The 23,559-nt window shown below is 74.0% G+C and carries 19 protein-coding genes and 1 pseudogene; 6 read left to right on the top strand and 14 right to left on the bottom strand.

All coding sequences use genetic code 11. The features are described 5' to 3' along the window. Window positions 1-166: 166 nt before the first annotated feature. The 8 genes from typA to ACZ7BZ_RS24750 all read right to left on the bottom strand — a co-directional run bounded on the left by typA (window position 167) and on the right by ACZ7BZ_RS24750 (window position 13,185). Window positions 167-2,071 carry a translational GTPase TypA gene (gene typA, locus ACZ7BZ_RS24785; RefSeq protein ID WP_380457914.1) on the bottom strand — a complete coding sequence of 635 codons (1,905 nt, stop codon included), beginning with the start codon at window positions 2,069-2,071 and terminating at the stop codon, window positions 167-169. A 288-nt stretch (window positions 2,072-2,359) separates the two neighbouring features. Beyond that, entirely contained in the window at window positions 2,360-4,141 is a 1,782-nt protein-coding gene (locus tag ACZ7BZ_RS24780) for an ABC transporter family substrate-binding protein (protein WP_470360193.1), read from the bottom strand. Window positions 4,142-4,234: 93 nt separating this feature from the next. Next, window positions 4,235-6,811, bottom strand: coding sequence for a SpoIIE family protein phosphatase (locus tag ACZ7BZ_RS24775; protein WP_470360192.1), 2,577 nt, complete (start codon window positions 6,809-6,811; stop codon window positions 4,235-4,237). A gap of 280 nt (window positions 6,812-7,091) precedes the next feature. Further along, window positions 7,092-9,827: a SpoIIE family protein phosphatase gene (locus ACZ7BZ_RS24770; protein ID WP_470360191.1), complete on the bottom strand. Its 2,736-nt coding sequence runs from the start codon at window positions 9,825-9,827 to the stop codon at window positions 7,092-7,094. Window positions 9,828-9,966: 139 nt separating this feature from the next. Further along, window positions 9,967-10,413, bottom strand: a complete 447-nt coding sequence (locus ACZ7BZ_RS24765; RefSeq protein ID WP_380453910.1) for a (deoxy)nucleoside triphosphate pyrophosphohydrolase — start codon at window positions 10,411-10,413, stop codon at window positions 9,967-9,969. 9 nt (window positions 10,414-10,422) lie between these two features. Then, window positions 10,423-10,587, bottom strand: coding sequence for an SPOR domain-containing protein (locus tag ACZ7BZ_RS24760; protein WP_470360190.1), 165 nt, complete (start codon window positions 10,585-10,587; stop codon window positions 10,423-10,425). A gap of 142 nt (window positions 10,588-10,729) precedes the next feature. Further along, window positions 10,730-12,214, bottom strand: a complete 1,485-nt coding sequence (locus ACZ7BZ_RS24755; RefSeq protein WP_470360189.1) for a DUF4190 domain-containing protein — start codon at window positions 12,212-12,214, stop codon at window positions 10,730-10,732. Window positions 12,215-12,348: 134 nt separating this feature from the next. After that, window positions 12,349-13,185, bottom strand: coding sequence for a methyltransferase domain-containing protein (locus tag ACZ7BZ_RS24750; protein ID WP_470360188.1), 837 nt, complete (start codon window positions 13,183-13,185; stop codon window positions 12,349-12,351). Window positions 13,186-13,367: 182 nt separating this feature from the next. Here ACZ7BZ_RS24750 and ACZ7BZ_RS24745 point away from each other — a divergent pair. Together ACZ7BZ_RS24745 and ACZ7BZ_RS24740 are read left to right on the top strand one after the other, a co-directional pair. Then, window positions 13,368-14,515, top strand: a pseudogene (locus tag ACZ7BZ_RS24745) (dihydrofolate reductase family protein). Between the two features lie 73 nt (window positions 14,516-14,588). Continuing rightward, entirely contained in the window at window positions 14,589-15,254 is a 666-nt protein-coding gene (locus ACZ7BZ_RS24740; protein WP_470360187.1) for an HAD-IA family hydrolase, read from the top strand. Window positions 15,255-15,520: 266 nt separating this feature from the next. Here ACZ7BZ_RS24740 and ACZ7BZ_RS24735 read toward each other — a convergent pair whose 3' ends face one another. The 4 genes from ACZ7BZ_RS24735 to ACZ7BZ_RS24720 all read right to left on the bottom strand — a co-directional run bounded on the left by ACZ7BZ_RS24735 (window position 15,521) and on the right by ACZ7BZ_RS24720 (window position 17,771). Continuing rightward, window positions 15,521-15,775, bottom strand: coding sequence for a Txe/YoeB family addiction module toxin (locus ACZ7BZ_RS24735; RefSeq protein ID WP_470360186.1), 255 nt, complete (start codon window positions 15,773-15,775; stop codon window positions 15,521-15,523). Beyond that, a complete protein-coding gene (locus ACZ7BZ_RS24730; protein ID WP_470360185.1) occupies window positions 15,772-16,065 on the bottom strand; it encodes a type II toxin-antitoxin system Phd/YefM family antitoxin in 294 nt (97 codons plus the stop codon). The genes ACZ7BZ_RS24735 and ACZ7BZ_RS24730 overlap by 4 nt, the downstream gene beginning before the upstream one ends. A 155-nt stretch (window positions 16,066-16,220) precedes the next feature. Next, window positions 16,221-17,294: a redox-regulated ATPase YchF gene (ychF, locus tag ACZ7BZ_RS24725; RefSeq protein WP_380453901.1), complete on the bottom strand. Its 1,074-nt coding sequence runs from the start codon at window positions 17,292-17,294 to the stop codon at window positions 16,221-16,223. An 84-nt stretch (window positions 17,295-17,378) separates the two neighbouring features. Continuing rightward, on the bottom strand, window positions 17,379-17,771 hold the full coding sequence (locus ACZ7BZ_RS24720; protein ID WP_470360184.1) for a VOC family protein: 393 nt from the start codon (window positions 17,769-17,771) through the stop codon (window positions 17,379-17,381). A gap of 162 nt (window positions 17,772-17,933) precedes the next feature. On the opposite strand from ACZ7BZ_RS24720, the gene ACZ7BZ_RS24715 reads away from it, so the two are divergent. Then, window positions 17,934-18,524 (top strand): DUF6542 domain-containing protein, encoded by a 591-nt coding sequence (locus ACZ7BZ_RS24715; protein ID WP_470360183.1) that lies wholly within the window; start codon window positions 17,934-17,936, stop codon window positions 18,522-18,524. Between the two features lie 18 nt (window positions 18,525-18,542). On the opposite strand, the gene ppgK is transcribed toward ACZ7BZ_RS24715, so the two are convergent. Together ppgK and ACZ7BZ_RS24705 are read right to left on the bottom strand one after the other, a co-directional pair. Beyond that, a complete protein-coding gene (gene ppgK / locus ACZ7BZ_RS24710) occupies window positions 18,543-19,289 on the bottom strand; it encodes a polyphosphate--glucose phosphotransferase (RefSeq protein WP_470360182.1) in 747 nt (248 codons plus the stop codon). 167 nt (window positions 19,290-19,456) lie between these two features. Next, on the bottom strand, window positions 19,457-20,431 hold the full coding sequence (locus ACZ7BZ_RS24705; protein ID WP_465740829.1) for a 4-hydroxy-3-methylbut-2-enyl diphosphate reductase: 975 nt from the start codon (window positions 20,429-20,431) through the stop codon (window positions 19,457-19,459). 110 nt (window positions 20,432-20,541) lie between these two features. On the opposite strand from ACZ7BZ_RS24705, the gene ACZ7BZ_RS24700 reads away from it, so the two are divergent. The 3 genes from ACZ7BZ_RS24700 to ACZ7BZ_RS24690 all read left to right on the top strand — a co-directional run bounded on the left by ACZ7BZ_RS24700 (window position 20,542) and on the right by ACZ7BZ_RS24690 (window position 23,542). Beyond that, complete coding sequence (locus tag ACZ7BZ_RS24700) at window positions 20,542-21,900, top strand: APC family permease (protein WP_470360181.1); 1,359 nt, start codon at window positions 20,542-20,544, stop codon at window positions 21,898-21,900. Window positions 21,901-21,910: 10 nt separating this feature from the next. Beyond that, entirely contained in the window at window positions 21,911-23,131 is a 1,221-nt protein-coding gene (gene xseA, locus ACZ7BZ_RS24695; protein WP_470360180.1) for an exodeoxyribonuclease VII large subunit, read from the top strand. A 150-nt stretch (window positions 23,132-23,281) separates the two neighbouring features. Beyond that, a complete protein-coding gene (locus ACZ7BZ_RS24690; RefSeq protein WP_465740832.1) occupies window positions 23,282-23,542 on the top strand; it encodes an exodeoxyribonuclease VII small subunit in 261 nt (86 codons plus the stop codon). Window positions 23,543-23,559: the final 17 nt, after the last annotated feature.

Below are 23,559 nucleotides of genomic sequence, written 5' to 3'. Positions count from 1 at the left end.
CACGGATGACGAACTGCCACGTTCGCTCAGCGGACACCTGGGTGTGATGAGCGCTATTCGGTTAATAGCGGCCCCGACAACTTGGAGTAGTTGAAAAAGTTCGCCCCCCTCTCCATTGGAAAGGGGGGCGAAGCATTCCGGCCAAAGGCCGATCAAGCCGTCCGGATCACGCCTTCTTGGCGCGCGAGGCGGTGCGACCGCGGTCCTTCTGGTCGAGCACGACCTTGCGGATGCGAACCGTCTCCGGAGTCACCTCGATGCACTCGTCCTCGCGGCAGAACTCCAGCGACTGCTCCAGCGAGAGCTTGCGCGGCGGGACGATCGACTCGGCCACGTCGGCGTTCGACGACCGCATGTTGGTGAGCTTCTTCTCCTTGGTGATGTTCACGTCCATGTCGTCGGAGCGCGAGTTCTCACCGACGATCATGCCCTCGTACACCTCGGTGCCCGGCTCGCAGAAGAGCACGCCGCGCTCCTGCAGGTTGGTCATCGCGAAGGCGGTGACCACACCGGCCCGGTCGGCGACCAGCGAGCCGTTGTTGCGGGTGGTCAGCGTGCCGAACCACGGCTCGTGGCCCTCGTGGATCGAGTGGGCGATGCCGGTGCCGCGGGTGTTGGTGAGGAACTCGGTGCGGAAGCCGATCAGGCCGCGGGACGGCACGACGAACTCCATCCGGACCCAGCCCGAGCCGTGGTTGGACATGTTGTCCATCCGGCCCTTGCGGATGCCCATGAGCTGGGTGACGGCACCCATGTGCTCCTCGGGCACGTCCACGGTGAGGCGCTCGACCGGCTCGTGGGTCTTGCCGTTGACCTCCTTGGTGACCACCTGCGGCTTGCCGACGGTCAGCTCGAAGCCCTCGCGGCGCATGGTCTCGATCAGGATGGCCAGCGCCAGCTCACCGCGGCCCTGCACCTCCCAGGCGTCCGGACGCTCGGTGTCCAGCACGCGCAGCGAGACGTTACCGATCAGCTCGCGGTCCAGGCGGTCCTTCACCTGACGGGCGGTGACCTTGCGGTCCACCTTGGCGCCGGACTTGGCGTCCGCGCCCTTGCCGCTGCCGCCACGGCCGACCAGCGGCGAGGTGTTGGTGCCGATGGTCATCGAGATGGCCGGCTCGTCCACCGTGATCAGCGGCAGCGCGATCGGGTTCTCCGGGTCGGCCAGGGTCTCGCCGATCATGATGTCGCCGATGCCGGCGACGGCGCAGATGTCACCGGGGCCCGCCACCTCGGCCGGCTTGCGGGTGAGCGCCTCGGTCATCAGCAGCTCGGAGATACGGACGTTGGAGATCGAGCCGTCGCGCTTGATCCAGGCCACGGTCTGGCCCTTGCGCAGCTCGCCCTGCTCGACGCGCAGCAGCGCGATGCGGCCGAGGAAGTTGTCCGCGTCCAGGTTGGTGACGTGGGCCTGGAGCGGCGCGTCCTCGTCGTAGCTGGGGGCCGGCACGTGCTCCAGCAGGGTGGAGAAGAACGGCTCCAGGCTGGTGCTGTCGGCCGGGACGGTGCCGTTCTCCGGCTTGGTCAGCGAGGCGACGCCGTCACGGGCACAGGCGTAGACGATCGGGAACTCGATCTGGTCCTCGTCCGCGTCCAGGTCCAGGAACAGGTCGTAGGTCTCGTTGATGACCTCGTCGATCCGGGAGTCCGGGCGGTCCGTCTTGTTGATGCACAGGATGACGGGCAGGCGGGCCGAGAGCGCCTTGCGGAGCACGAAGCGGGTCTGCGGCAGCGGGCCCTCGGAGGCGTCGACCAGCAGGACGACCGCGTCCACCATCGACAGGCCGCGCTCCACCTCGCCACCGAAGTCGGCGTGGCCCGGGGTGTCGATGATGTTGATGGTGATCGGCGCGCCACCATCCTTCGGGTGGTACTTGACCGCCGTGTTCTTCGCGAGAATGGTGATGCCCTTCTCGCGCTCCAGGTCGTTCGAGTCCATCATGCGGTCGTCGAGGTGCTGGTGGGCGGCGAAGGCGCCGGCCTGCTTCAGCATGGCGTCGACCAGGGTCGTCTTCCCGTGGTCGACGTGGGCGACGATGGCGACGTTACGGATGTCGTTGCGCGTGGGCATGCCTAGCGGATTCTCCCGGAATCGTGGGTTACGGCGGGCCCGGCCGCGAGACGCGCACTTGCGGCCCTCGGCCGCTGCCACCCGTTCCGCCTGCTACTACCGGTCCACCCGCCGGGCATCTGGACATGCCTCGGCTTTTCCCTATGGTACGGGGAAGCGCCCAAGGGGGCAGAAACGAGCAGGTCGGGCGGGACCAAGATCACAGGCGGGTCACACCCTCTTCACCCGGCGGTCGCGTTCCGACACCCTTCCGTTCGTGACCCGACACCCCCGGGCCGCGCGGGGCGTCTAACGCTTCCAGCCCACGTCCTGGAACCGCGGCCACCCGAACCCGAACACCCCGGCCCCGACCACCCCGGCCCGCACCCCGACCAGCTCCGGCCGCTGGTACAGCGGCACCGAGTGCCCGAGCTCCCAGATCCGTACGTCCGCCTCCTGCAGCAGGTCCAGCCGGGCCGCCGGATCGAGTTCGGCGGCCGCCCGGTCGAACAGCCGGTCGATCTCCTCCGTGCCGCTGCGACCGTAGTTCCGGCCGGAGTCGAGCGCCCCGTCGGCGTCCGGCCGGGGCTTGGCGTACACGGCGCGCTGCTCGGCGGCCGGGCTGGGGCCGGCCGGCCAGGAGAAGAGCGCCAGGTCGTAGTCCCCGGCGGCCAGGTGGTCCTGGACGAAGGTGTCGGTGGGCGCGGTCTGCGGCTTCACCGCGATGCCGTAGCGGGCGAGGTCGGCGGCGAGCGCGTCGGCGGTGCGCCGGGCGGTCGCGGAGCCGGCCGGGAGGAGCAGGCCCAGGGTGAGTTCCCTGCCGTCCTTGACCCGGGTGGTGCCGCTCGCCAGCTTCCAGCCGGCCTCGTCCAGCAGCCGCGCCGGGTCGTCCGGCCCGATCGCGGCGCTGTCGTCCCGGTAGCCCTCCTGGTCGGCGGCGAGCAGGTGGCTGCCGAGCGGGGCGCCGGGCAGCCCGAGCGGGCCGAGCGCGGCCAGGGCGATCCGTCCCCGGTCGAGCGCCCGGGCCACCGCCCGCCGTACGCCCGGTTCGGTGAGCGGCCCGCGCTCGGCGTTGAGGGTGAGCTGGGTGAGCGAGGCGGCGGCCGCCCGGTGGACGGTGACCCCGGGCAGCGACTCGGCCCGCCGCAGCGCCGCCTCGGGCGCGGCGGCGGGCGGAGCGGCGGCGGGCAAAGGGGACGACGAGGGGGACGACGTCGCGACCGGCTCCGCCCGGTCCACCGTCGCGGTGAGCGGGGCGATGTCCAGCCGCCCCCGGTCCAGCGCGTCCAGCCGCCGCTCGGGCGGCGCGGCCAGGAAGTCGATCCGGTCCGTCTTCGGCAGGTCCCCCCACCAGAGCGGGTTGCGCTGCACGGTGACCCGCCCGTCCTCGGCGTCGTACCGGGTGAGGGCGTACGGCCCGGCGCTCAGGTGCCCGGTGCCGGCCAGCGCCCGGTTGAAGGTCTCCGGCGTGGCCGTCTCGGCGGCCGGGTAGAGCGGCCCGAACAGCGCCCGCCACTCGGCGTAGGGCCGCCGGAAGGTCACCTTGACCTCGTGCGGGTCACCGCCCTGGGTGACCGAGTCGACGGCGTCGTACCCTGCGGCCCGCCTGCCCCGGTAGGCCGGGTCCAGCCCGGACAGGGCGGCCCGCTGGGCGGTGAGGTCGGCGGCCGTCAGCGGGGTGCCGTCGCTCCAGACGGCGTGCGGGTTGAGCCGGTAGGTGACCACCTGGGGCTGCTGCCCGGGCGGGGTGGACTCGGCGCCGACCAGGTAGTCCGGGTCGGGGACGAGCCGGCCGTGCTCGTCGGGCCGGAACAGCGAGGGGTAGAGCGCGTGGGCGAGCAGCGCCGAGTCGGTGTCGGCGCCGCGCTGGTAGACGTTGAGCGTGGTCGGGACGCCGTCCAGTGCCCAGTGCAGTGTGCCGCCGTCCTGGACGGCGTCGCGGTCGGCGGGCCGGACGTCCCCGGTGGTGGCGGTGGGGTCGGCCGAGGCGGGTGCGGCCGAGGGGCCGCGGACCGGGTCGTCGGAGCAGCCGCCGAGAGCGGCGGCGAGCAGCAGCGCGACGGCTGCGGCGGTGAGCTGGCGGACGCGCATGGCGGACATCGAACGCCGCCCGCCCGCCCCGGCCCGCGCCGACACGACGTCCCCCCGGGCGACTGCACCCGGACGGCCCAGCGCCGGACCCGGTTACAGCGCCAGCTCGAACCAGACGATCTTGCCCTTGGGCGTGCGCCGACTACCCCAGCGCTCGGCCAGCAGGCTGACCAGCTGCAGGCCTCGGCCGCCCTCGTCGGTCTCCTGGGCGCGCCGCTGCCGGGGCTGGGCGTAGCCGTCGTCCCAGACCTCGCAGACCATGCTGCGGTCGCGCAGCAGGCGCAGCCGGATCTCGCCCCGCCCGTGCTTGAGCGCGTTCGTGACCAGCTCGCTGACCAGCAGCTCGGTGGTGTCGACCAGTTCCTCCAGCCCACGGGCGAGCAGCCAGCTGCAGGCCAGTTCGCGGGCCTTGGCGACGGAGGTGGGCTCGGGCGGCAGGAACCAGTTGCCGACGGCGTCCTCGGGGAAGGCGTGCACCTTGGCCATCAGCAGCGCGATGTCGTCCTCGCCGTGGTGCGGGTCGAGTTCGCCGAGGACGTGGTCGCAGAGGTCCTCCAGGCCCTTGCCGCGGTCGGCGAGCGCGGCCCGGAAGGCGCGCAGGCCCTCGTCCAGCTGGTGCTTGCGGCTCTCCACCAGGCCGTCGGTGTAGAGGCCGAGCACGGCGCCGTCCGGGAGGGTCAGTTCGACCTCCTCGAAGGGCTCGCCGCCGACGCCGAGCGGCAGACCGGGCGGCACGTCGAGCATCCGGGCGGGCTCGCCGGGGCTGAGCAGGACGGGCGGCAGGTGGCCGGCGTTGGCGAACACGCAGCGGCGGGTGACGGCGTCGTAGACGGCGTAGACGCAGGTGGCCAGGTAGACCTCGCGGGCCTCCTCGTCGGCCGTCGAGGTGAGCCGGCCGTACGGGGCGGGCGGGCCGGCCGGGACGGAGTCGTCGCCGAGGCCGCGGGCGATCTCGTCCAGCGCGCCGAGCACCTCGGCCGGGTCGAGGTCGAGCATGGCCAGGGTCCGTACCGCGGTGCGCAGTTGGCCCATGGCGACGGCGGCGCGCAGGCCACGGCCCATCACGTCGCCGATGACCAGGGCGGTGCGGTTGCCGGGCAGCGGGATGACGTCGAACCAGTCGCCGCCGACCTCGGTGTTGTTGTTGCTGGGCAGGTAGCGGCAGGCGATCTCCAGGCCGCTGGCGGCCGGGTTGCCCGGGGGCAGCAGGCTGCGCTGGAGGATCAGCGCCCGCTCGTGCTCGCGGCGGTAGAGCCGGGCGTTGTCGATGCAGACGGCGGCGCGGGCGACGAGTTCCTCGGCGATCGCCACGTCGCGGGCGTCGAAGGGCTCGCTGCCGATGGCCCGGGAGAGCTGGACGAGGCCGAGGACCTGGTCGCGGGCGACCAGCGGGACGATCAGGGTGGAGCGCAGCAGCGGGTCGCGACCGGGCTCGGGGACGACGCTGCGGCCGGTGCGCAGCGCCCGGGCGTGCGGGGAGCGGCGCGGGTAGCAGAGGGTGCCGCCGGCTTCGGCGATCGGCAGGCCGGTGACGGAGCCGAGCACCGAGGAGGCCCCACCGATCACGCTGGAGACGGCGACCCGGCGCAGTTCGCCGCTGCCGTCGGTGAGCACGGTGTCGCCGAGCCGGCCGGCGCTGGGGACGGTCTCGCCGGAGAGCAGCGCGGTGTAGAGGTCGACGGTGGCGAGGTCGCAGAACGGCGGAACGACGACGTCCAGGAGTTCCTTGGCGGTGGTCTCCAGGTCGAGGGTGGAGCCGATGTGCGCGCTGGCCTCGTTGAGCAGGGCGAGGTTGCGGCGCACGCCGTCGGCCTCGCGCTCGGCGACGTGCCGGCTGGTGACGTCGGAGACCTGCCCGGCGACGCCCATCGGCTGCCCGGCCGCGCCGTTGAGCCGGTACAGCGAGACGGCCCAGAGCCGGTTGCCCTCCCGGGTCGGGACGGCGCTGTGGAAGCGCAGGTCGAAGACGGGTTCGCCGGTGGCGAGGACCTTGCGCAGGGCGGCGCTGAGCCGGTCGGCCTCGGACGGCGGGAAGAGGTCGTGCGGGGTGAGGCCCTCGAGGTCGGTGGGGACGAGGCCCATCCCGGAGGCGAAGGCGTCGTTGACCCGCTGCAGCCGCAGCCGGTCGTCGAAGAGCACGAAGCCGGTGGGCGTCTGGCCGAAGACGGCCTCGGAGGCGGCGAGGTCGGTCTCGATCCGGCGCAGTCGGCCGAGGTCGACGGCCAGACAGGTGGCGCCCGCGGTGGGCAGGGCGCTGTCGGGCATCAGGTAGAGCTCGGCGAGGCCCTCGCCGCCGACGGCGTCCCGGTAGGGGGTGGTGCCGACCCACTCCTCGCCGGCCAGGGTGCGCTCCAGCCGGGCTCGGCCGCGCTGCCAGAGTTCGCGGGGGACGAAGGTGGTGATCGGGTCCGAGCCGACGGCTTCGGCGGCGGCGACACCGAAGAACTCGGCGGCGCGCTCGCTCCACTGGCTGATCCGCCCGTCCGGGCCGATCGCGAAGGTGGCGACCCGGATGTAGTCGTAGATCGAGCCCGGGTCCCCGGCGCCCCAGGGCCTGGGTTCGGCCGTGGGGTTGGCGCCCCGGTGCCCGGACCGGTCCGGGCCCGCGGCGCCGACGGCCGGCGGGGCCGCCGGTGCGGGCAGGTGCGGGGACCCGACCTGCCCGGGCACAGCGGCATGACCGCTGCTGCTCGGCGCGTTCCGCGCCGGAGTGCTGTTCAACGGACCGACCCCTCCAACCCGCGACCGTCCGGATGTCGAGAAGACCGAGTATTCATCATCGAGGGGTGCGTTCACACGCCCTCAACATCACAACATCAGATCGGGCGAAGGTTTTTGTCCTACCGCCCGCGCAACCACAATGCCACGCCCGCGCCCCCTTCCGGGGCGCGCGCTCCCCCTGGGCGCCCGATGGCATATGCAGCACCGTTCTCCTGCGGTTCTACTCGCGTCACTCTGTCGGGTCACTACCCGGCAGCGCGAGCTCGAACCAGACCACCTTGCCGATCCCCTCGGCCCTGGCGCCCCAGTGCAGCGCCAACCGGTGGACCAGCTCCAGACCCCGGCCGCCCTCGTCGGCCTCGGCCGCGTGGCGCTCCCGGGGCGGGTCCGGCAGCGGGTCGGAGATCTCGACCAGCAGCGTCTCGCCGAGCGTCAGCCGCACCCCGATCGGGGCACTGGCGTACCGGACGGCGTTCGTGACCAGCTCGCTGACCAGCAGTTCGGCGGTGTCGGTGAGGTCCTCGACGCCCCACTCGGCGAGCGTGGCGCGGACCAGCCGGCGGGCCCGGGAGACGGCGGTGGGTTCGGCGGGCAGGGTCCAGCCGGCCGTCGGGGTGCCGGCCTGGCCGTGCCCGAGCCGGGCCAGCAGCAGGGCGACGTCGTCCGGCTCGCGGCCCTGCTCCATGGTGTCGAGCACCGCCTCGCAGGCGGCCTGGATGGAGGCGTGCGGGTCCTGGAGCACGGTGACCAGCCGGCCGAGGCCGACGTCGAGGTCCTTGTCCCGGGACTCCACCAGGCCGTCGGTGCACAGCGCGAGCAGGCTGCCCTCGGGGATCTTCAGTTCGACCGATTCGAACGGAACTCCGCCCACGCCGAGCGGGGCGCCGGAGGGCAGGTCGAGGATCCGGCCGACCCCGCCGGGCAGCGGGCCGCCGGTGCGGGTCGGCTCGGTGGCCTCCTCGCCGGGCACCACCAGCACCGGCGGGATGTGCCCGGCCTTGGCCACCGTCAGCATCGCCGTGCCCGGGTCGAAGACGGCGTAGACGCAGGTGGCCAGCAGCGCCTCGTCCGGGCCCTGGGCGAGGTCGTCGGCCAGCTCGTGGACGTGCCGCAGCAGGACGTCCGGCGGCAGGTCGAGGGCGGCCAGCACCCGGACGGCGGTGCGCAGCCGGCCCATGGTGGCGGCGGCCCGCAGGCCGTGGCCCATCACGTCGCCGACCACCAGCGCGGTGCGGTCGCCGGGCAGCGGGATGACGTCGAACCAGTCGCCGCCGACCTCGGTGCCGCTGCTGCCGGGCACGTACCGGTAGGCGACCTCGACACCGGTGGGCTGGGGGACCTGCTGCGGGAGCAGGGTGCGCTGGAGGGTGAGCGCGGCGGTGCGCTCGCGGGCGTACAGCCGGGCGTTGTCCAGCGAGCTGCCGGCCCGGTCGGCGAGTTCGACGGTGAAGGCGAGGTCATCGCGGTCGAAGCCCTCGCGGTAGCCGGCCCGGCTGACCAGCAGCAGGCCGATCACGATGCCGCGGGCGCGCAGCGGGACGACCAGCATCGAGTGGACGCCTAGGTCGTGGGCGGCCTGCATCTTGGGGTCGCCGGGGTAGGTGACGTCGTCCAACTGGTCGGCGCCGGAGAGCAGTTCGGGCACGCCGGTGCGCAGCACCCGGCCGCAGGCGGAGTCCTCGGCGAAGGTGATCCGGGCGCCGCGCCGGAGCATCACCTCGACCTCGGGGCCGTCCTGGACGGAGGCGGTGCCGAGTTGGAGCAGCGAGGTGCGCCGGTCGTGGCCGTGCCGGGGCAGGTCGTCGCCGTGGGCGACGGCCTGGAGCAGGATCACCGCGGAGTGGTCGGTCAGCCGGGGGACGACGGAGCTGGCGAGTTCCTGGGCGATCCGGGCGGCGTCGAGCAGGTCGCCGACCCGGGAGCCGAACTCGTTGAGCAGCGAGAGCCGGCGCCGGGCGTGCTCGACCTTGGCCACCGCGCGGTAGCGCTCGGTCACGTCCATCACGGTGCCGGAGATGCCGAGCACCCGGCCGGACCGGTCGGTCATCCGGCTGTAGGAGATCGAGCGGTAGCCGGCCCGGGTGGTGACCGGGGACGCGAGGGTGACGTCGATGACCGGCTCGCCGGTGGCCAGCACCTGGCGCTGGATCGCGGTGATCTCGTCGGCGGCCCGCTCGGGCAGGGTCTCGCCGATGGTGCGGCCGACGTGGTCCTCCAGGGCGACGCCGTTCATCTCGGCCAGGGTCTGGTTGACGGCGGTGTAGCGCAGGTCGGTGTCCAGGATCGCGATGCCCAGCGGGGACTGTTCGAACAGCGCGTCGCGCACCGCTAGGTCCCGCTCGACGGCCCGCACGCCGGCTGCCTCGGCGAGGTTGACCTGCAGGAACGGGGTGCCGTCGCCGTCCACCAGCAGGGAGATCCGGGCGTCCACGGCGACCGGCACGCCGTCCCGGTCGCGCAGTTCGGCGTTGCCCGCCCAGCGGCCGTTGCGCAGGGTGTCCTGGACGGCGGCCCGGATCCGGGCGACCTGCTCCTGGTCCGGGATCAGTTCCTCGATCCGGCGGCCGACCAGCAGCTCGCTCGGCCAGCCGAGCAGCTCCTCGGCGGCCGGGCTCCACAGCACCACCCGGCCCGCGGTGTCCAGGATCGCGATGGCGACCTTGAGCATGTCCAGCAGGCTGCCGTCGGGGGGCGCGCCCAGGCCCTGCCGGGCGTCGGCCGGCCCGCCGGGGAACGGCCGGCCGGGGCGACTGCGCAGGCCGGACTGGACACCGGCCTCGGGGACGGCCAGGGTCGGCGCCGGCTGGACGGGCTGCGGCGCGGCGCCCGGGACGGCGGAGCCGCCGCGCCGACGGCCGGACGGCGGCTGCGGGGCGGCCGGACGGGCGGCGCGGCGCAGCCGGGCGCGGGCGGCGGCGGTGCCCGCCCGCCGCGCTCCCCCGCCGCCGTTCCCGGTTGTCGACACCGACGGGGCCTCCGGCTCTGGTCGGGATCGGCGTCGCCGGCTGGGACGGCTCACCGACTGGTGACGAATAGTGCCGAAAAGTGACATACCCAGCAGAGCCCAGGCTATCCCGGCTGCCGGGTCGTCTTGTCCGATTGACCTATCCGGCGGCTTGCGCGTCGCCCGCCGTCGCCAGCAGCGCCGCGACCTGCGGAAGCACCTCCCGGTCGTGGCCGATCCAGTCCACCGACTCCAGCTCCGCCGGGCCCAGCCAGCGCAGTTCGTCGTGGTCCGCCAGCGCACTCGGCTCGCCGGCCAGCAACTCGGCGGCCCAGAACCGCAGCTCCAGCCCCGGGCGCACGGTCCACGCGCCGGGCAGCCGCCGCAGCGCCCGCGCCCGTACGCCCAGTTCCTCCCGCAGTTCGCGCTCCAGCGCCTGCGCCTCGGTCTCGCCGGGCTCGGTCTTGCCGCCGGGGAACTCCCAGCGCCCGGCGACCGCTGCGGGCGAGTTGCGGCGGGCGGCGAGCACCCGGCCGCCTCGGATCAGCACCCCGCCGACGACGATCCGGAGCGGGGTCCCGGTGGTGGTCTCGCCGGTCTGGTCCATGCCCCGAGCCTAGGGGACCGGATCCGGCTCCTGGGACTCGACCCAGTAGAGCTGCTTGTGGCCGCGCGCCTCGAACTCGGCCGCCAGGCGGTGTGCCTCGGCCTCGGGCAGGTCCGCGGCGACCAGGAAGCGGTTGCCGTTGTCGTCCTGTCGCATCACCCGGAAGGTGCTCATGCCGGGAGGGTACCGGGGAGCGCACCCGGTGTCCCCGGCCGGCGTGGGGGTCGGGCCGGGGACACCGGGGTGACCCTACGGGCCGTTCGCTACCGGCAGGTACGGGCGCGGTTAACGCCGGGTAACCCGGCGGCCGGGCGGCTCAGACCCGGAGGTCGGGCACCTGCTCGCCGGTGGACAGGCCGAGCGAGCGCCGGACGTCCACGCTGAGCGGAGTGGTCTTGGCGACCAGCGCGCGGGCCCGGCGAAGGTCCCCCGCCAGGTCGCTGCCGGTGGCCGCGGCGTCCCAGGCGGCGGCCGCCTGGGACTGGGTCTCGGCCAGCTTGTCGATCTTCGGCTGGACGTCGGTCGGCCACTCGGCGGTCGGCCGGCGCAGCGCGGCGGCCTCGGCCCGCGAGGCCATGGCCATCCTCCGGGCCCAGGACCGGTACTCGGCCTCGGCGACGGCCACGTCCTTGGCGGGCGCGTCCACATAGGCCGTGTTGAAGCCCCGGACGGCCTCCAGGTAGGCCAGCTGAACCGAGGTCAGGCTGCGGCGGTCGGTGCGGACGGTCCCCAGGTGCTGGTCCTCGCGGTCCTCGAAGGCGCAGGTGACGTACCGTTCGCCGACCGCCCAGTTGCCGGCGCTCGGGTAGAGGTAGACGTCGTCCATGCCGTCCGGGACGGCCCACTGGTCCAGCGCGTAGTCGTCGAGCACCGTGCGGCACAGCGTCGCGGCCCGCTCGCGCACGACGGCCGCGCCCGGGTAGGGGCCCCCGCCGTCGGGGACCTTCGCGGTGCCGGCCACCTCGCCGTTGTGCCGCTCCGAGCAAGCCACCCGGCGCACCCAGGAGACCGTCTCGTCGCCGTTCTCGTCCGGCTTCCCGCTCAGGCCGGAGGAGGTGTAGCAGTCCCCGGCCTTCAGGGCGGACCAGCGGACGGATCCGGCCGGCGGCTTCTGGGCGTACCCGCCGCCGCGCCCGTCCCGCGCGGGACCGAAGTCCCCCGCGCCCAGGGCGAGCGACAGCAGCACCGTGCCCGCCGCCCCGAACACCAGACCGGTCACCGCCATGCCGCGGCCGCGCTGCCCGCGCCGCCTGATCTGGAACAGCGCGATGACCCCGAACACCAGGGCCACCGGTGAGAGCAGGCTCAGGCCGGTCGCCAGCGAGCCGACGGCGAAGCCGTTGGTGCGCGGCTCCGGCCGGGGGTCGTACGGGTTGAGGGGGGTGTGGGGGTACGGCGGGTAGGGGTGGGGCGGCTGGTGCGGGGCCGGGTTCTGCCGCGGCCGCGGGGCCGCGGGCCGGAAGCCGGACTCGGCGGCGGGTGACACCGAGGCCCAGCCGCCGGCCGGCAGCGGCGGGGGCGGCGGCGGGGGCGGGGCCTGCGACGGCGCCGGGGCGGGCGGGTCGGCCGGCGGGGCCCATGGGTCCCGCGGGTCCGGGGCGACCTTCGTCCCCGGGAGCTCCGGGGTCTCCGGCGCCTTCAGTGCCTCCGGCGCCGCGCCGTCGGGGCTCTCGGGGCTCTCGGGGTTCACTACGGCCCCGGCGTCCGGTGCGGCCCCGGTGTCCGGTTCCTTTTCCTTGCGGAAGTCCACCCGCGGGTCCGGCCCCGCGGCGGCGGGCGGCCCGGACTCAGGCTTGGACACGTCGGCTCCCCCGACCCGCCGGAGCGGGCCTCTTACTCGGCGTTTCGGCTCTCGACACCGCCGCTCGGGCCGGGCGGGCCCGATCTGGACGGTCGCGCGACTTTACCCGATCTTTCCGAACACCCGCCCGGCCGTCACCGCCCTGGTCCGGCCTCCGGGACCTGGGCCAGGATCTCGCCGTGGAGCATCGAGAACCACCCGTCCTCGGCGGCGCTCCACTCCCGCCAGCCGTCCGCGATCCGGGCCAGCTCGTCCCGGTCCGCGAAACCCCGCTCCACCGCCGTCCGGCCGAAGGCCGTGCCGGTCACCCGGTCCGCCCACATCCCGCCCCACCAGTCACGCCGCTCGGGCGTCGCGAACGTCCAGGTGCCGGTGCTAGCGGTGACCTCGGTGAGGCCGGCCGCGCGGGCCCAGGACAGCAGCCGCCGCCCGGCGTCCGGCTCGCCGCCGTTGGCGCGGGCGGTCCGCCGGTACAGCTCCAGCCAGCGGTCCAGCGCCGGCACCTCCGGGAACCAGGTCATCGAGGCGTAGTCGACGTCCCGGGCGGCGACCACCCCGCCGGGGGCGGTCACCCGGCGCATCTCGCCCAGCGCGGCCACCGGATCGGCCACGTGCTGCAGCACCTGGTGGGCGTGCACCACGTCGAACTCACCGTCCCGGTACGGCAGTCGGTGCACATCGGCGAGCTCGAACACCACGTTGGACAGGCCGCGCCCGGCGACGTACCCGGCGGCCTGCTCCAGCACCTCGGCGGAGGCGTCCACGGCCACCACCCGCCCGGCCGGGCCGACCAGTTCGGCCAGGTCGGCGGTGATGGTGCCGGGGCCGCAGCCGACGTCCAGCAGCGCCTGGCCGGGCCGCAGCCGGTCCAGCAGGTAGGCGGCCGAGTCGGCGGCGGTGCGGGAGCGGTGCGAGCGCAGTACGGCCTCCTGGTGGCCGTGGGTGTAGGCGGTGGGCTGTGGTCCGGACATGGCTCCCCCTGAGGGTGGTCGGTGTTCCGTCGTTCCGTCTCCGCGACACCTCGACGCTACGCCTCATCCCGCATGGCGAGAAAATCCGTCTCACATAGCGACCACCGCACGCCCCGGCCGCCCCGGGCCGCCGTACCGTGGAGGCGCCCCGACCGAACGGCCCCGACAGAACGGTCCCGCCCATGCCCGGCCCCGGCCAGCGCCCCTTCGTCCTGCTGAGCGCCGCCGTGTCGCTCGACGGCCACCTCGACGACGCCTCCCCCGAGCGCCTGCTGCTCTCCAGCGCCGCCGACTTCGACCGGGTCGACGCGGAGCGGGCGGCCGCCGACGCGGTCCTGGTCGGCGGCAACACCCTGCGCGCCGACAACCCGCGGCTGCTGGTCAACGACCCCGCCCGGCGGGCCGCCCGGGTGGCGGCCGGGCGCCCGGAGCACCCGCTGAAGGTGACGCTCAGCGCGAGCGGCGCCCTCGACGCCGACCTGCGCTTCTGGCACACCGGCGGCACCAAGCTCGCCTACACCACGGCGGCCGGGGCGGCGGTGCTGGCGCCCCGGCTCGACGGGCTGGCCGAGGTGGTCCCGCTCGGCGACTCGGTGGACCTCGGCGCGGTGCTGGACGACCTGGGCGCGCGCGGGGTGCGCCGGCTGATGGTGGAGGGCGGCGGCGGGGTGCACACCCAGTTCCTGGCCCGGGGCCTGGCGGACGAACTCCAGCTGGCGGTCGCCCCGCTGCTGGTCGGCCAGGAGGGGGCGCCCCGGTTCGTCCGCCCGGCCGCGTTCCCGGGCGGCCCGGCCCGGCGGATGCGCCTGCTGGAGGCACGTACGGTGGGCGACGTCGTCCTGCTCAGGTACGCCCCGAAGGAGCCCGCGCCGTGACCCACCCCGCCGCCACCGACCTCGACCACCTGCGCCGGGCGGTCGAACTCTCCCGCCGCTGCCCGCCCTCGGCGACGGCCTTCTCGGTCGGCGCGGTGGTCGTCGGCGCCGACGGCGAGGTGCTGGCCGAGGGCTACAGCCGGGAGGCGGACCCGCACGACCACGCCGAGGAGGCGGCCCTGGCCAAGCTCCCGGCGGGCGACCCCCGACTGCGCGGGGCGACCGTCTACAGCAGCCTGGAGCCCTGCGGCCGACGGGCCTCGCGCCCGGTGCCGTGCGCCCGGCTGCTCATCGCGGCGGGCGTGCCGCGGGTGGTGGTGGCCTGGCGCGAGCCGGACCTCTTCGTCACCGACTGCCAGGGCACGGCCCTGCTGGAGGCGGCCGGGGTCGCGGTGGTGGAGCTGCCGGAGCTGGCCGAGGAGGCCCGGGCGGTCAACGCCCACCTGCTCCCGTGATCTTTTGTATCATCTAGAAACAAAAGCCTCACCCGCCCTCCCTCCTTCCGCCCCCTCCTCCTGGAGCAGCCCCATGACCGCCACCCCCACCCGGCTCACCGCCCGCGCCCTCCTGCTCGACATGGACGGCACCCTGGTCAACTCCGACGCCGTGGTCGAGCGCTGCTGGACCCGCTGGGCCGAGCGGCACGGCCTCGACCCGGTCGCGGCGCTCACCGTCGTCCACGGCCGCCAGGGCCACGCGACCATGGCCGTCCTGCTGCCGGACCGCCCGGTCGAGGTCAACCTCGCCGAGAACGAGCAGATGCTCGCCGAGGAGCGCGCCGACACCGACGGCGTCGTCCGGATCCCCGGCGCCGACGCCTTCCTCGCCTCGCTGGCCGGCCTCCCGCACGCCCTGGTCACCTCCGCCGACCTGCCGCTGGCCCAGGTCCGGATGGACGCCGCCGGCCTGCCGATGCCGCCCGTCCTGGTCACCGCCGAGTCCGTCGGCGCCAGCAAGCCCGACCCCGAGGGCTTCCTCAAGGGCGCCGCCGCCCTCGGCTTCGCCCCCGCCGACTGCCTCGCTTTCGAGGACTCCGGCGCCGGCATCGCCGCCGCCCGCGCGGCCGGCATGCGCGTCATCGGCATCGGCCCCCGCGCCGCCGCCCACCACCCGGACGCCCTCGCCGCCACCCTCGACGCCGTCACCGTCGCCACCGCCCCCGACGGCGTCCTGACCATCACCGTCCAGGCCTGACCGCCCGGGCGGACCGACCGGGCCGCGACAGCGTGGGGCGGGCCGCCGATGAGCCGGCCACCGGTTCGTGTCCCGCGCGGGCGATCACCGCCTCCTCACGGTCGTCCGTGACCGCGTTGAGCACCTCGGCACAGCGTGCACGGGACTCCGGTCATCGTCTCGCCGGAGGACTACCGGATCCTGATCGCCCAGTGCCGCTACCACCAAGAGAACTGAGGCCGAGTCAGCACGGAATCAGCCCGGCGCATCGAACTCGCAGCCAGCCATCAGTAGTGGTAGCGGGCCGCCAGGATGAGGATCTCCCGGTCCGTGACCGAGTAGCCGAGGCGGTGCTCGTCGTCGATCCGCCGCGACCAGGCGCCCGGCGGCTGGAACTTCAACGGCTCGGGCTTGCCGATGCCGGAGAACGGATCCCGCAGAGCCTCCTCGATGAGCCTGTTCGGCCGGGCGAGGATCCAGCGGTCGTCCTTGAGCCAGGAGGTGTAGTCCTCCCGGCCCTGCTCCTCGAAGACGAGCCTCACGTGACGCCCTGCCCCGCATCGGCCACATCGGGGTCGATCAGCTCACGCTCGACCAGCTTGGTCCGCCCCAGGGCGTTCTCGTACGCCTTGAGCGATCGCCGGGCGTTCGCAGGCGAACGCAGCAGGTACGAGCCCTCACGCAGGGCCGCGTAGTCCTCGGCGGACACCAGCACGGCGTTCCCGTGCCCGGAGACGATCTCGATGGCGCCGTGGTCATCGTTGACCTTCTTGACCCGTGGGAGTCCGGCCCCTTCGAGCCGTGCGGTCGGCCAGACGTTGAAGCGGAACATCCAAGACAGTGCTCCGACCTGCAAGAACAGGGTTTCGGCGGCTCTCATCCAGCACCGATCCAGCACCGCCATGACGAAGGGGTCGACTCCCAAAGGAGCCGACCCCTTCCGAGCTGCACACTTGACGAATCACCTAGCGCACAGTAAGGCGCCGATCACACGTTGAAGCGGAACTCCACCACGTCGCCGTCCTGCATGACGTAGTCCTTGCCCTCGATGCGGGCCTTGCCCTTGGCGCGGGCCTCGGCGATGGAGCCGGTCTCGACCAGGTCGTCGAAGGAGATCACCTCGGCCTTGATGAAGCCCTTCTGGAAGTCGGTGTGGATGACTCCGGCGGCCTCGGGGGCGGTGGCGCCCTTCTTGATGGTCCAGGCGCGGGTTTCCTTGGGGCCGGCCGTGAGGTAGGTCTGCAGGCCGAGGGTGTCGAAGCCGACCCGGGCGAGGGTGGCGAGGCCGGGCTCCTCCTGGCCCATGGACTGGAGGAGTTCGAGGGCCTCGGCGTCGTCGAGCTCGATCAGCTCGGACTCGATCTTGGCGCTGAGGAAGATCGCCTCGGCCGGGGCGACCAGCTCGCGCTGGGCGTTCTTGAAGTCCTCGTCGGCCAGCTCGTCCTCGTCCACGTTGAAGACGTAGAGGAAGGGCTTCGCGGTCAGCAGGTGCAGCTCACGGATCGGGGCGGTGTCGAAGCCGGCCTCGAAGAGGGTCTTGCCGGTCTCCAGGACCGCCTGCGCGGCCTCGGCGGCGGCCAGTACGGGGGCGGTCTCCTTCTTGAGGCGCGCCTCCTTCTGGAGCCGCGGCAGAACCTTCTCGATGGTCTGGAGGTCGGCCAGGATCAACTCGGTGTGGATGGTCTCGATGTCGTCCTTGGGCGACACCTTGCCGTCCACGTGCACCACGTCCGGGTCGGTGAAGGCGCGCACGACCTGGCAGATCGCGTCCGACTCGCGGATGTTGGCGAGGAACTTGTTGCCCAGGCCCTCGCCCTCGCTCGCGCCGCGCACGATGCCGGCGATGTCGACGAAGTCGACGGTGGCCGGGAGGATGCGCTGGGAGCCGAAGATCTCGGCGAGCTTGGCCAGCCGCCCGTCCGGGACGCCGACGACGCCGACGTTCGGCTCGATGGTGGCGAACGGGTAGTTGGCCGCCAGCACGTCGTTCTTGGTCAGGGCGTTGAACAGGGTCGACTTGCCGACGTTCGGCAGGCCGACGATTCCGATCGTGAGCGACATGAAGCGCAGTCCCGTGGGCTTGGAGGAGTTGGGTCGGCACCGTACGGGCCGACCCCCAAGTCTACGGGCAGCTCCCCCGGAGGCTCACGCCTCGGTCTGCGCGGGCAGCGGCTCCAGGAACTCCAGCCGGTTGCCCAGCTTGTCGGCGGAGTAGAAGCGGCGGTGGCCGGGGTGGTGGTCGTCCCAGGCCACCTCGTGGCCGTGGGCGGTGAGCCGCTCGGCCAGGGCGTCCAGGGAGCGCACCAGGATGCCGGGGTGCCCCTTCTTCGCCGGGCGGAAGTCCGGGGTGACACCGAGGTGCACCTCGACCCCGCCGCCGCGGAACCAGCAGCCGCCGCGGGCCGCCAGCACCGGCGGCTTCGCCAGTTCCGTCATGCCGAGCACGCCGGACCAGAAGGCGCGGCACTCGTCCTCGGCGCCGGCCGGGATGTCGAGCTGGACGTGGTCGAGGCGTTCGAAGGTGAATGCGGTGGTCATGCGGCCCCCCGTACGGTGATCAGATGATCATGATGTGTCGACTCGGCCGAGCAGGTCAGCCCCTTGAGTGACGATCACAGGAGTACGCCATCCTGGGACACGGGACAAGACCTGAACGGTCCATTACACAGTGTGGCGATGATCGGACCGTACGTTGGGCGGGTGGAGCAGAGCATCCGTACCCAGCCGCCAGGGCCCAGACGCCGTCCGCCGAACGGCGCGGCCTCGGCCGCCGTCCCCGGCCCCGGCCGGGCGCCCGAGAGCGCCGGAGCCCCCGCGGCTCCCCCCTCCCGGCTGCGCCCGGTGGCCGACCGGCCCGCCGCGCGCCCCGCCCCGAAGCGCCGGCTGCGCGTCTACGGGCGGCGCCGGACCGGTCGGCCGACCCGGCTGACCGCGATCGGCACCGGCGTGGTCGCGGTGCTGGCCACGCTCGCGGTGGCCGGCCTGGACCGGGTGCTCTTCGACGACCTCGGCTGGCTGTTCGGCCTCGGCTACCTGGTGGTCTGCTTCCAGCTGGCCGTCCGGGTCCGCTACGCCGACCTGCTGGCCGCCCCGATCAGCGGGCCGATCGCCTTCGCGCTCGGCCTGCTGCTGCTCGCCCCGGTCACCTCCGAGGGCGTCACCGCCCAGGTGGTGGCGCTGGCGACCGGGCTGGCGCTGCGGGCCGGCTGGCTGTTCTCCGGCACCGGGCTGGCCGCGCTGATCGTGCTGGCCCGCTTCGTCGCCCAGCGCCGGTTCCACCGCTCCCGCTGACGGCCCGGCGCGCGGGTGTCAGCCCGCTGCCCGGGCCGCCGCCATGGCCGCCCCGACGATGCCCGCGTCGTTGCGCAGCTCCGCCGGCACCACCCGCGCCCCGCGGTCCTTCAGCAGCGGCAGGAACTTCTCGTGCTTGCGGCTCACCCCGCCGCCGATCACGATCAGCTGCGGCGAGAACAGCATCTCCACCAGGTCCAGGTACTCGTCGACCCGCCCGGCCCACTGCTCCCAGCTCAGGTCGTGCCGCTCCTTGGCGGCCGAGGACGCCCGGCGCTCGGCGTCCTTGCCGCGCAGCTCCAGGTGGCCCAGCTCGGTGTTGGGCACCAGCGCGCCGTCGACGAAGAGCGCACTGCCGATGCCGGTGCCGAAGGTGAGCACCAGGACCACGCCCGGCTCGCCCCGCCCGGCGCCGTGCGCGGTCTCGGCGAGGCCGGCCGCGTCCGCGTCGTTGAGGACGGTCGCGGGCAGGTCCAGCGCGTCGCGGAACAGGGCCTCGGCGTCCAGGCCGATCCAGCCCTTGTCCACGTTGGCCGCGGTCCGGGTGCGGCCTCCGACCACCACACCGGGGAAGGTCAGCCCGACCGGGCCCTGGTGGTCGAAGTGCCGGACCACCTCGCGGACGGCGGCGACCACGGCCTCCGGCTCGGACGGCTGGGGGGTGAGCACCTTGTGCCGCTCCTGGGCCAGCACGCCCCGGGCGAGGTCGACCGGGGCACCCTTGATGCCCGAACCGCCGATGTCCACGCCGAATACCGCCGTCATCGCTCCACCCTCCGCCGTCCGGCCGCGGACCGGCTCGTCCACAGCCTGTGCACAAAGTTACGAGAGCCCGGGCGGGGGTGCACAGCAAAGAGCACCCCCGGTCCCGGACGGCGAAGGACCCGGCGCCCGCACCGGGCGCCGGGTCCGACGCGTTCGGCCGAAACGCGTTACAGCTTGCCCGCCGCCTCGGAGCGCAGGTCGCGGCGCAGCTCCTTGGGCAGCGAGAAGATCAGGTGCTCCTCGGCGGTCTTGACCGTCTCGACCGTGTCGTAACCGCGCGCGGCCAGGAACTCCAGCACGCCGTCGACCAGGATCTCCGGCACCGAGGCGCCGCTGGTCAGCCCGACCGTGGTGACGCCCTCCAGCCAGGACTCCTGGATCTCCTCGGCGAAGTCGACCAGGTGGGCCGCCTTGGCGCCGTACTCCAGGCCGACCTCGACCAGCCGGACCGAGTTGGAGGAGTTCTTGGAGCCGACCACGATCAGCAGGTCGGTCTCCGGGGCCAGCTGCTTGACCGCGACCTGGCGGTTCTGGGTCGCGTAGCAGATGTCGTCGCTGGGCGGGCTGACCAGCGCCGGGAAGCGCTTCTTCAGCTCGCCGACGGTGGCCATGGTCTCGTCCACCGACAGCGTGGTCTGGGACAGCCAGACGATCCTGGACTCGTCCCGCACCTGGACATTGGCCACGTCCTCGGCACCGTCCACCAGGTGGATCCGGTCCGGGGCCTCGCCCATGGTGCCGATGACCTCCTCGTGGCCCTCGTGGCCCACCAGCAGGATGTCGTAGCCCTCGTCGGCGAAGCGCACGGCCTCCTTGTGCACCTTGGTGACCAGCGGGCAGGTCGCGTCGATGGTGGCGAGCTTGCCGGCCCGCGCCTCGTCGTGGACGGCCGGGGCGACGCCGTGGGCGGAGAACACCACGATCGAGCCCTCGGGCACCTCCTCCGTCTCGTCGACGAAGATCGCGCCCTTCTTCTCCAGGGTCTGCACCACGTACTTGTTGTGGACGATCTGCTTGCGGACGTAGATGGGCGCCCCGTACTGCTCCAGGGCCTTTTCCACGGCGATCACGGCGCGGTCGACACCCGCGCAGTAGCCCCGGGGGGCGGCGAGCAGGACACGGCGCTGCGCGGTGTTGGACATGGGTCCATCGTACGGGCGGTCGGGAGGCCCGCCGCCCGGGACGGGGAGCCGCGCCGACGGCGGGCGCTTTCCGGTCGCAGAGGGGTGGAAAGTGCTCAAATCTGGTCTCCATGAGCGCTGTGAGCGAGCAGCCGACGCCGAGCGGCCTGCGCCGCACCCTGGGCGTCCGCGATCTGATGGTCTACGGACTGCTGTTCATCGCCCCGATGGCCCCGGTCGGCGTGTTCGGCGTGCTGGACGCCAAGAGCCACGGCGCCGTCGCCACCGTCTACCTGGCGGCGACCGTCGCGATGGGCTTCACCGCCTTCTCGTACGCCCAGATGGTGCGCGCGGTGCCGCAGACCGGCTCGGTGTTCGCCTACGCGCGGGCCGGGCTGGGCGAGGGGCCGGGGTTCGTCGCCGGGTGGATGGCCATGCTGGACTACTTGCTGATCCCCGCGGTGGCCTACCTGTTCTCCGGGATCGCGCTGCACTCGCTGGTGCCGGAGGTCTCCCGCTGGGTGTGGACGGCGGTCGCCGTGGTGGTGACCACGGCGCTCAACCTGACCGGGGTGCGGACGGCGGCCGCGGTCGGCTTCGCCGTGCTCGCGCTGGAGATCGCGGTGCTGGTGGTGTTCGTGGTCGCGGCCGTGGTGGTGCTGGCGCGGGACGGCGCGCGGCGCGGCTGGGACACCCCGTTCACCGCCGTCGGGGTCTTCTCGCCGACCGCGGTGCTCTCCGCGGTGTCCGTCGCGGTCCTCTCCTACCTGGGCTTCGACGCGATCGCGACCTTCGTCGAGGAGGCGGTCGGCGCCTCGGCGGCGGTGGCCCGAGCGGTGCTGTGGTGCCTGGCGCTCGCCGGGGTGCTGTTCGTCGCCCAGACCTACCTGGCGGCGGTGCTGGAGCCGACCACCCCGCAGCAGCTGGCCGCCGACCCGGCCGCGCAGGGCTCGGCCTTCTACGACACGGTGGAGGGCGGCGTCGGCCACTGGCTGCACGTGCTGGTGGCGGCCAGCAAGGCGATCGGCGCGGCCTTCGCGGCGCTCGCCGGGCAGGCGGCGGCCGGCCGGCTGGTCTTCGCGATGGGCCGGGAAGGGCGGCTGCCGCGGCTGCTCGGGTCGGTCGACCCGGGCAGCGCGGTGCCGCGCCGGGCGCTGCTGGCGGCCGCCGTGGTCACCATGGCGGCGGCGGTCTGGGCCGCCGAGCGGGACGACGGGCTGGACCAGCTGACCTCGGTGGTGAACGTCGGCGCGCTGACCGCGTTCGCGCTGCTGCACGCCTCGGTGGTCGGCTGGTACACCGTCCGGCACGGCTCGCGGGACCGGCTGCGGCACCTGGTCGTCCCGCTGCTGGGGATCGCGGTGATCGGCGCGGTGGTCTACGAGGCCTCCACCACCGCTCAGCTGGTCGGGCTGGTCTGGCTGGCGGTCGGCCTGGTGGTGCTCGGCGTGCAGGGCGCTACGGCGGACGGTGTCGGCGGGCGCCGCTAGCCTCGTACGCATGGCCAACTCCAGCTCCCCCGAAGCCCCGCTCCCGGTCGGCAAGGTCTCCGCGCTGATCGGCGGCTGGATCGACCGGCTCGGCGCGGTGTGGGTCGAGGGGCAGATCACCCAGCTCAGCCGCCGCCCCGGGGCGGGCGTGGTGTTCCTGACCCTGCGCGACCCGCAGGCCGACGTATCGCTCACGGTGACCTGCTTCCGCTCGGTGTTCGACCAGGTCGCGGACGTGGTGCAGGAGGGCTCGCGGGTCGTCGTGCACGCCAAGCCGGAGTGGTACGCGGCGCGCGGGCAGCTGTCGCTGCGGGCCTCGGAGATCCGGCCGGTGGGCCTGGGCGAGCTGCTGGCCCGGCTGGAGCAGCTGAAGGGGCGGCTGGCCGGGGAGGGACTGTTCGCGGAGGCGCGCAAGCAGCGGCTGCCGTTCCTGCCGCAGTGCGTCGGGCTGGTCACCGGGAGGGGCTCGGCGGCCGAGCGGGACGTGCTGGAGAACGCCCGGCGGCGCTGGCCTGCCGTGCGCTTCGAGGTGCGCAACGTCCCGGTGCAGGGGGTCAGCGCGGTGGAGCGGGTGAGCGCGGCCGTCCGGGAGCTGGACGAGCACCCCGAGGTGGACGTGATCATCGTGGCCCGCGGCGGCGGCAGCGTGGAGGACCTACTGCCGTTCTCGGACGAGGGGCTGGTGAGGCTGGTCGCGGCCGCCCGTACGCCGGTGGTCAGCGCGATCGGACACGAGCCGGACCAACCGCTGCTGGACTTCGTCGCCGACCTGCGCGCCTCCACACCGACCGATGCCGCCAAACGGGTGGTTCCGGACGTCGGCGAGGAGCTGGCCAAGGTCCGCCAGCTGCGCGACCGGGCCCGCCGGCACGTGCGGTCCCGGGTCGAGCGCGAGCTGCACGGACTGGACGGGCTGCGCAGCCGCCCGGTGCTGGCCGCCCCGCACCGGATGCTGGACGGCCGCGGCCAGGAGGTGGCCGGCCTGCTGGAGCGGGCCCGGCGCACCCTGCGGCACCGGCTGGACCACGCCCAGAGCGACCTCGGGCACACCCTGGCCCGGGTGGTCGCGCTCTCCCCCTCGGCCACCCTGGAGCGCGGCTACGCGGTGCTGCAGCGGGCCGACGGCTCGGTGGTGACGGATCCGGCGCAGGTCACGGCCGGGGAGGGGTTGCACGCCCGGGTGTCGGGCGGCGGCCTCGACGTCACGGTGGCGCCGGAGCAACGGGACTAGCCGGGGGCTGGCCGTGGTCGGCCGTGGCCGGCCAGGACCGGTGACGGCTGGGGGGAGCGCGGCCGGGAGGGCGTGATCGAGTGCTCGCCGGACCCGGGTTTCGGCCCGTGGGAGCCGCCCCTGTCGGCGCCAGCCCCTACGCTGGCACGCATGGCAGAGCAGCAGGAGCAGCAGCAGGACGCGGCGGCGCCGACCCCGGACGACGCGCTGGGCTACGAGCACGCCCGGGACGCGCTGCTGGACGTGGTCCGGCAGCTGGAGAACGGCGGCACCTCCTTGGAGGAGTCGCTGGCGCTGTGGGAGCGCGGCGAGCAGCTGGCGAAGGTCTGCCAGCGCTGGTTGGACGGCGCCCGGGCCCGCCTGGACGCCGCGCTGGCCGCCGAGGAGGGCGGGGCCCCGGGCGGCGAGTGATCCCCCCCCCGGGCAGC

This window comes from Kitasatospora sp. NPDC036934, from assembly GCF_055608425.1.
This window is presented reverse-complemented; position numbering and strand designations above follow the sequence as displayed.

What these genes read in the sequence shown, in the direction of transcription:
- typA (WP_380457914.1), bottom strand. Translation starts at nt 2,071, where the DNA reads ATGCCCACGCGCAACGACATCCGTAACGTCGCCATCGTCGCCCACGTC.
- ACZ7BZ_RS24780 (WP_470360193.1), bottom strand. Translation starts at nt 4,141, where the DNA reads ATGCGCGTCCGCCAGCTCACCGCCGCAGCCGTCGCGCTGCTGCTCGCC.
- ACZ7BZ_RS24765 (WP_380453910.1), bottom strand. Translation starts at nt 10,413, where the DNA reads ATGGACCAGACCGGCGAGACCACCACCGGGACCCCGCTCCGGATCGTC.
- ACZ7BZ_RS24760 (WP_470360190.1), bottom strand. Translation starts at nt 10,587, where the DNA reads ATGAGCACCTTCCGGGTGATGCGACAGGACGACAACGGCAACCGCTTC.
- ACZ7BZ_RS24750 (WP_470360188.1), bottom strand. Translation starts at nt 13,185, where the DNA reads ATGTCCGGACCACAGCCCACCGCCTACACCCACGGCCACCAGGAGGCC.
- ACZ7BZ_RS24740 (WP_470360187.1), top strand. Translation starts at nt 14,589, where the DNA reads ATGACCGCCACCCCCACCCGGCTCACCGCCCGCGCCCTCCTGCTCGAC.
- ACZ7BZ_RS24730 (WP_470360185.1), bottom strand. Translation starts at nt 16,065, where the DNA reads ATGTTCCGCTTCAACGTCTGGCCGACCGCACGGCTCGAAGGGGCCGGA.
- ychF (WP_380453901.1), bottom strand. Translation starts at nt 17,294, where the DNA reads ATGTCGCTCACGATCGGAATCGTCGGCCTGCCGAACGTCGGCAAGTCG.
- ACZ7BZ_RS24720 (WP_470360184.1), bottom strand. Translation starts at nt 17,771, where the DNA reads ATGACCACCGCATTCACCTTCGAACGCCTCGACCACGTCCAGCTCGAC.
- ppgK (WP_470360182.1), bottom strand. Translation starts at nt 19,289, where the DNA reads ATGACGGCGGTATTCGGCGTGGACATCGGCGGTTCGGGCATCAAGGGT.
- ACZ7BZ_RS24705 (WP_465740829.1), bottom strand. Translation starts at nt 20,431, where the DNA reads ATGTCCAACACCGCGCAGCGCCGTGTCCTGCTCGCCGCCCCCCGGGGC.
- ACZ7BZ_RS24700 (WP_470360181.1), top strand. Translation starts at nt 20,542, where the DNA reads ATGAGCGCTGTGAGCGAGCAGCCGACGCCGAGCGGCCTGCGCCGCACC.
- xseA (WP_470360180.1), top strand. Translation starts at nt 21,911, where the DNA reads ATGGCCAACTCCAGCTCCCCCGAAGCCCCGCTCCCGGTCGGCAAGGTC.
- ACZ7BZ_RS24690 (WP_465740832.1), top strand. Translation starts at nt 23,282, where the DNA reads ATGGCAGAGCAGCAGGAGCAGCAGCAGGACGCGGCGGCGCCGACCCCG.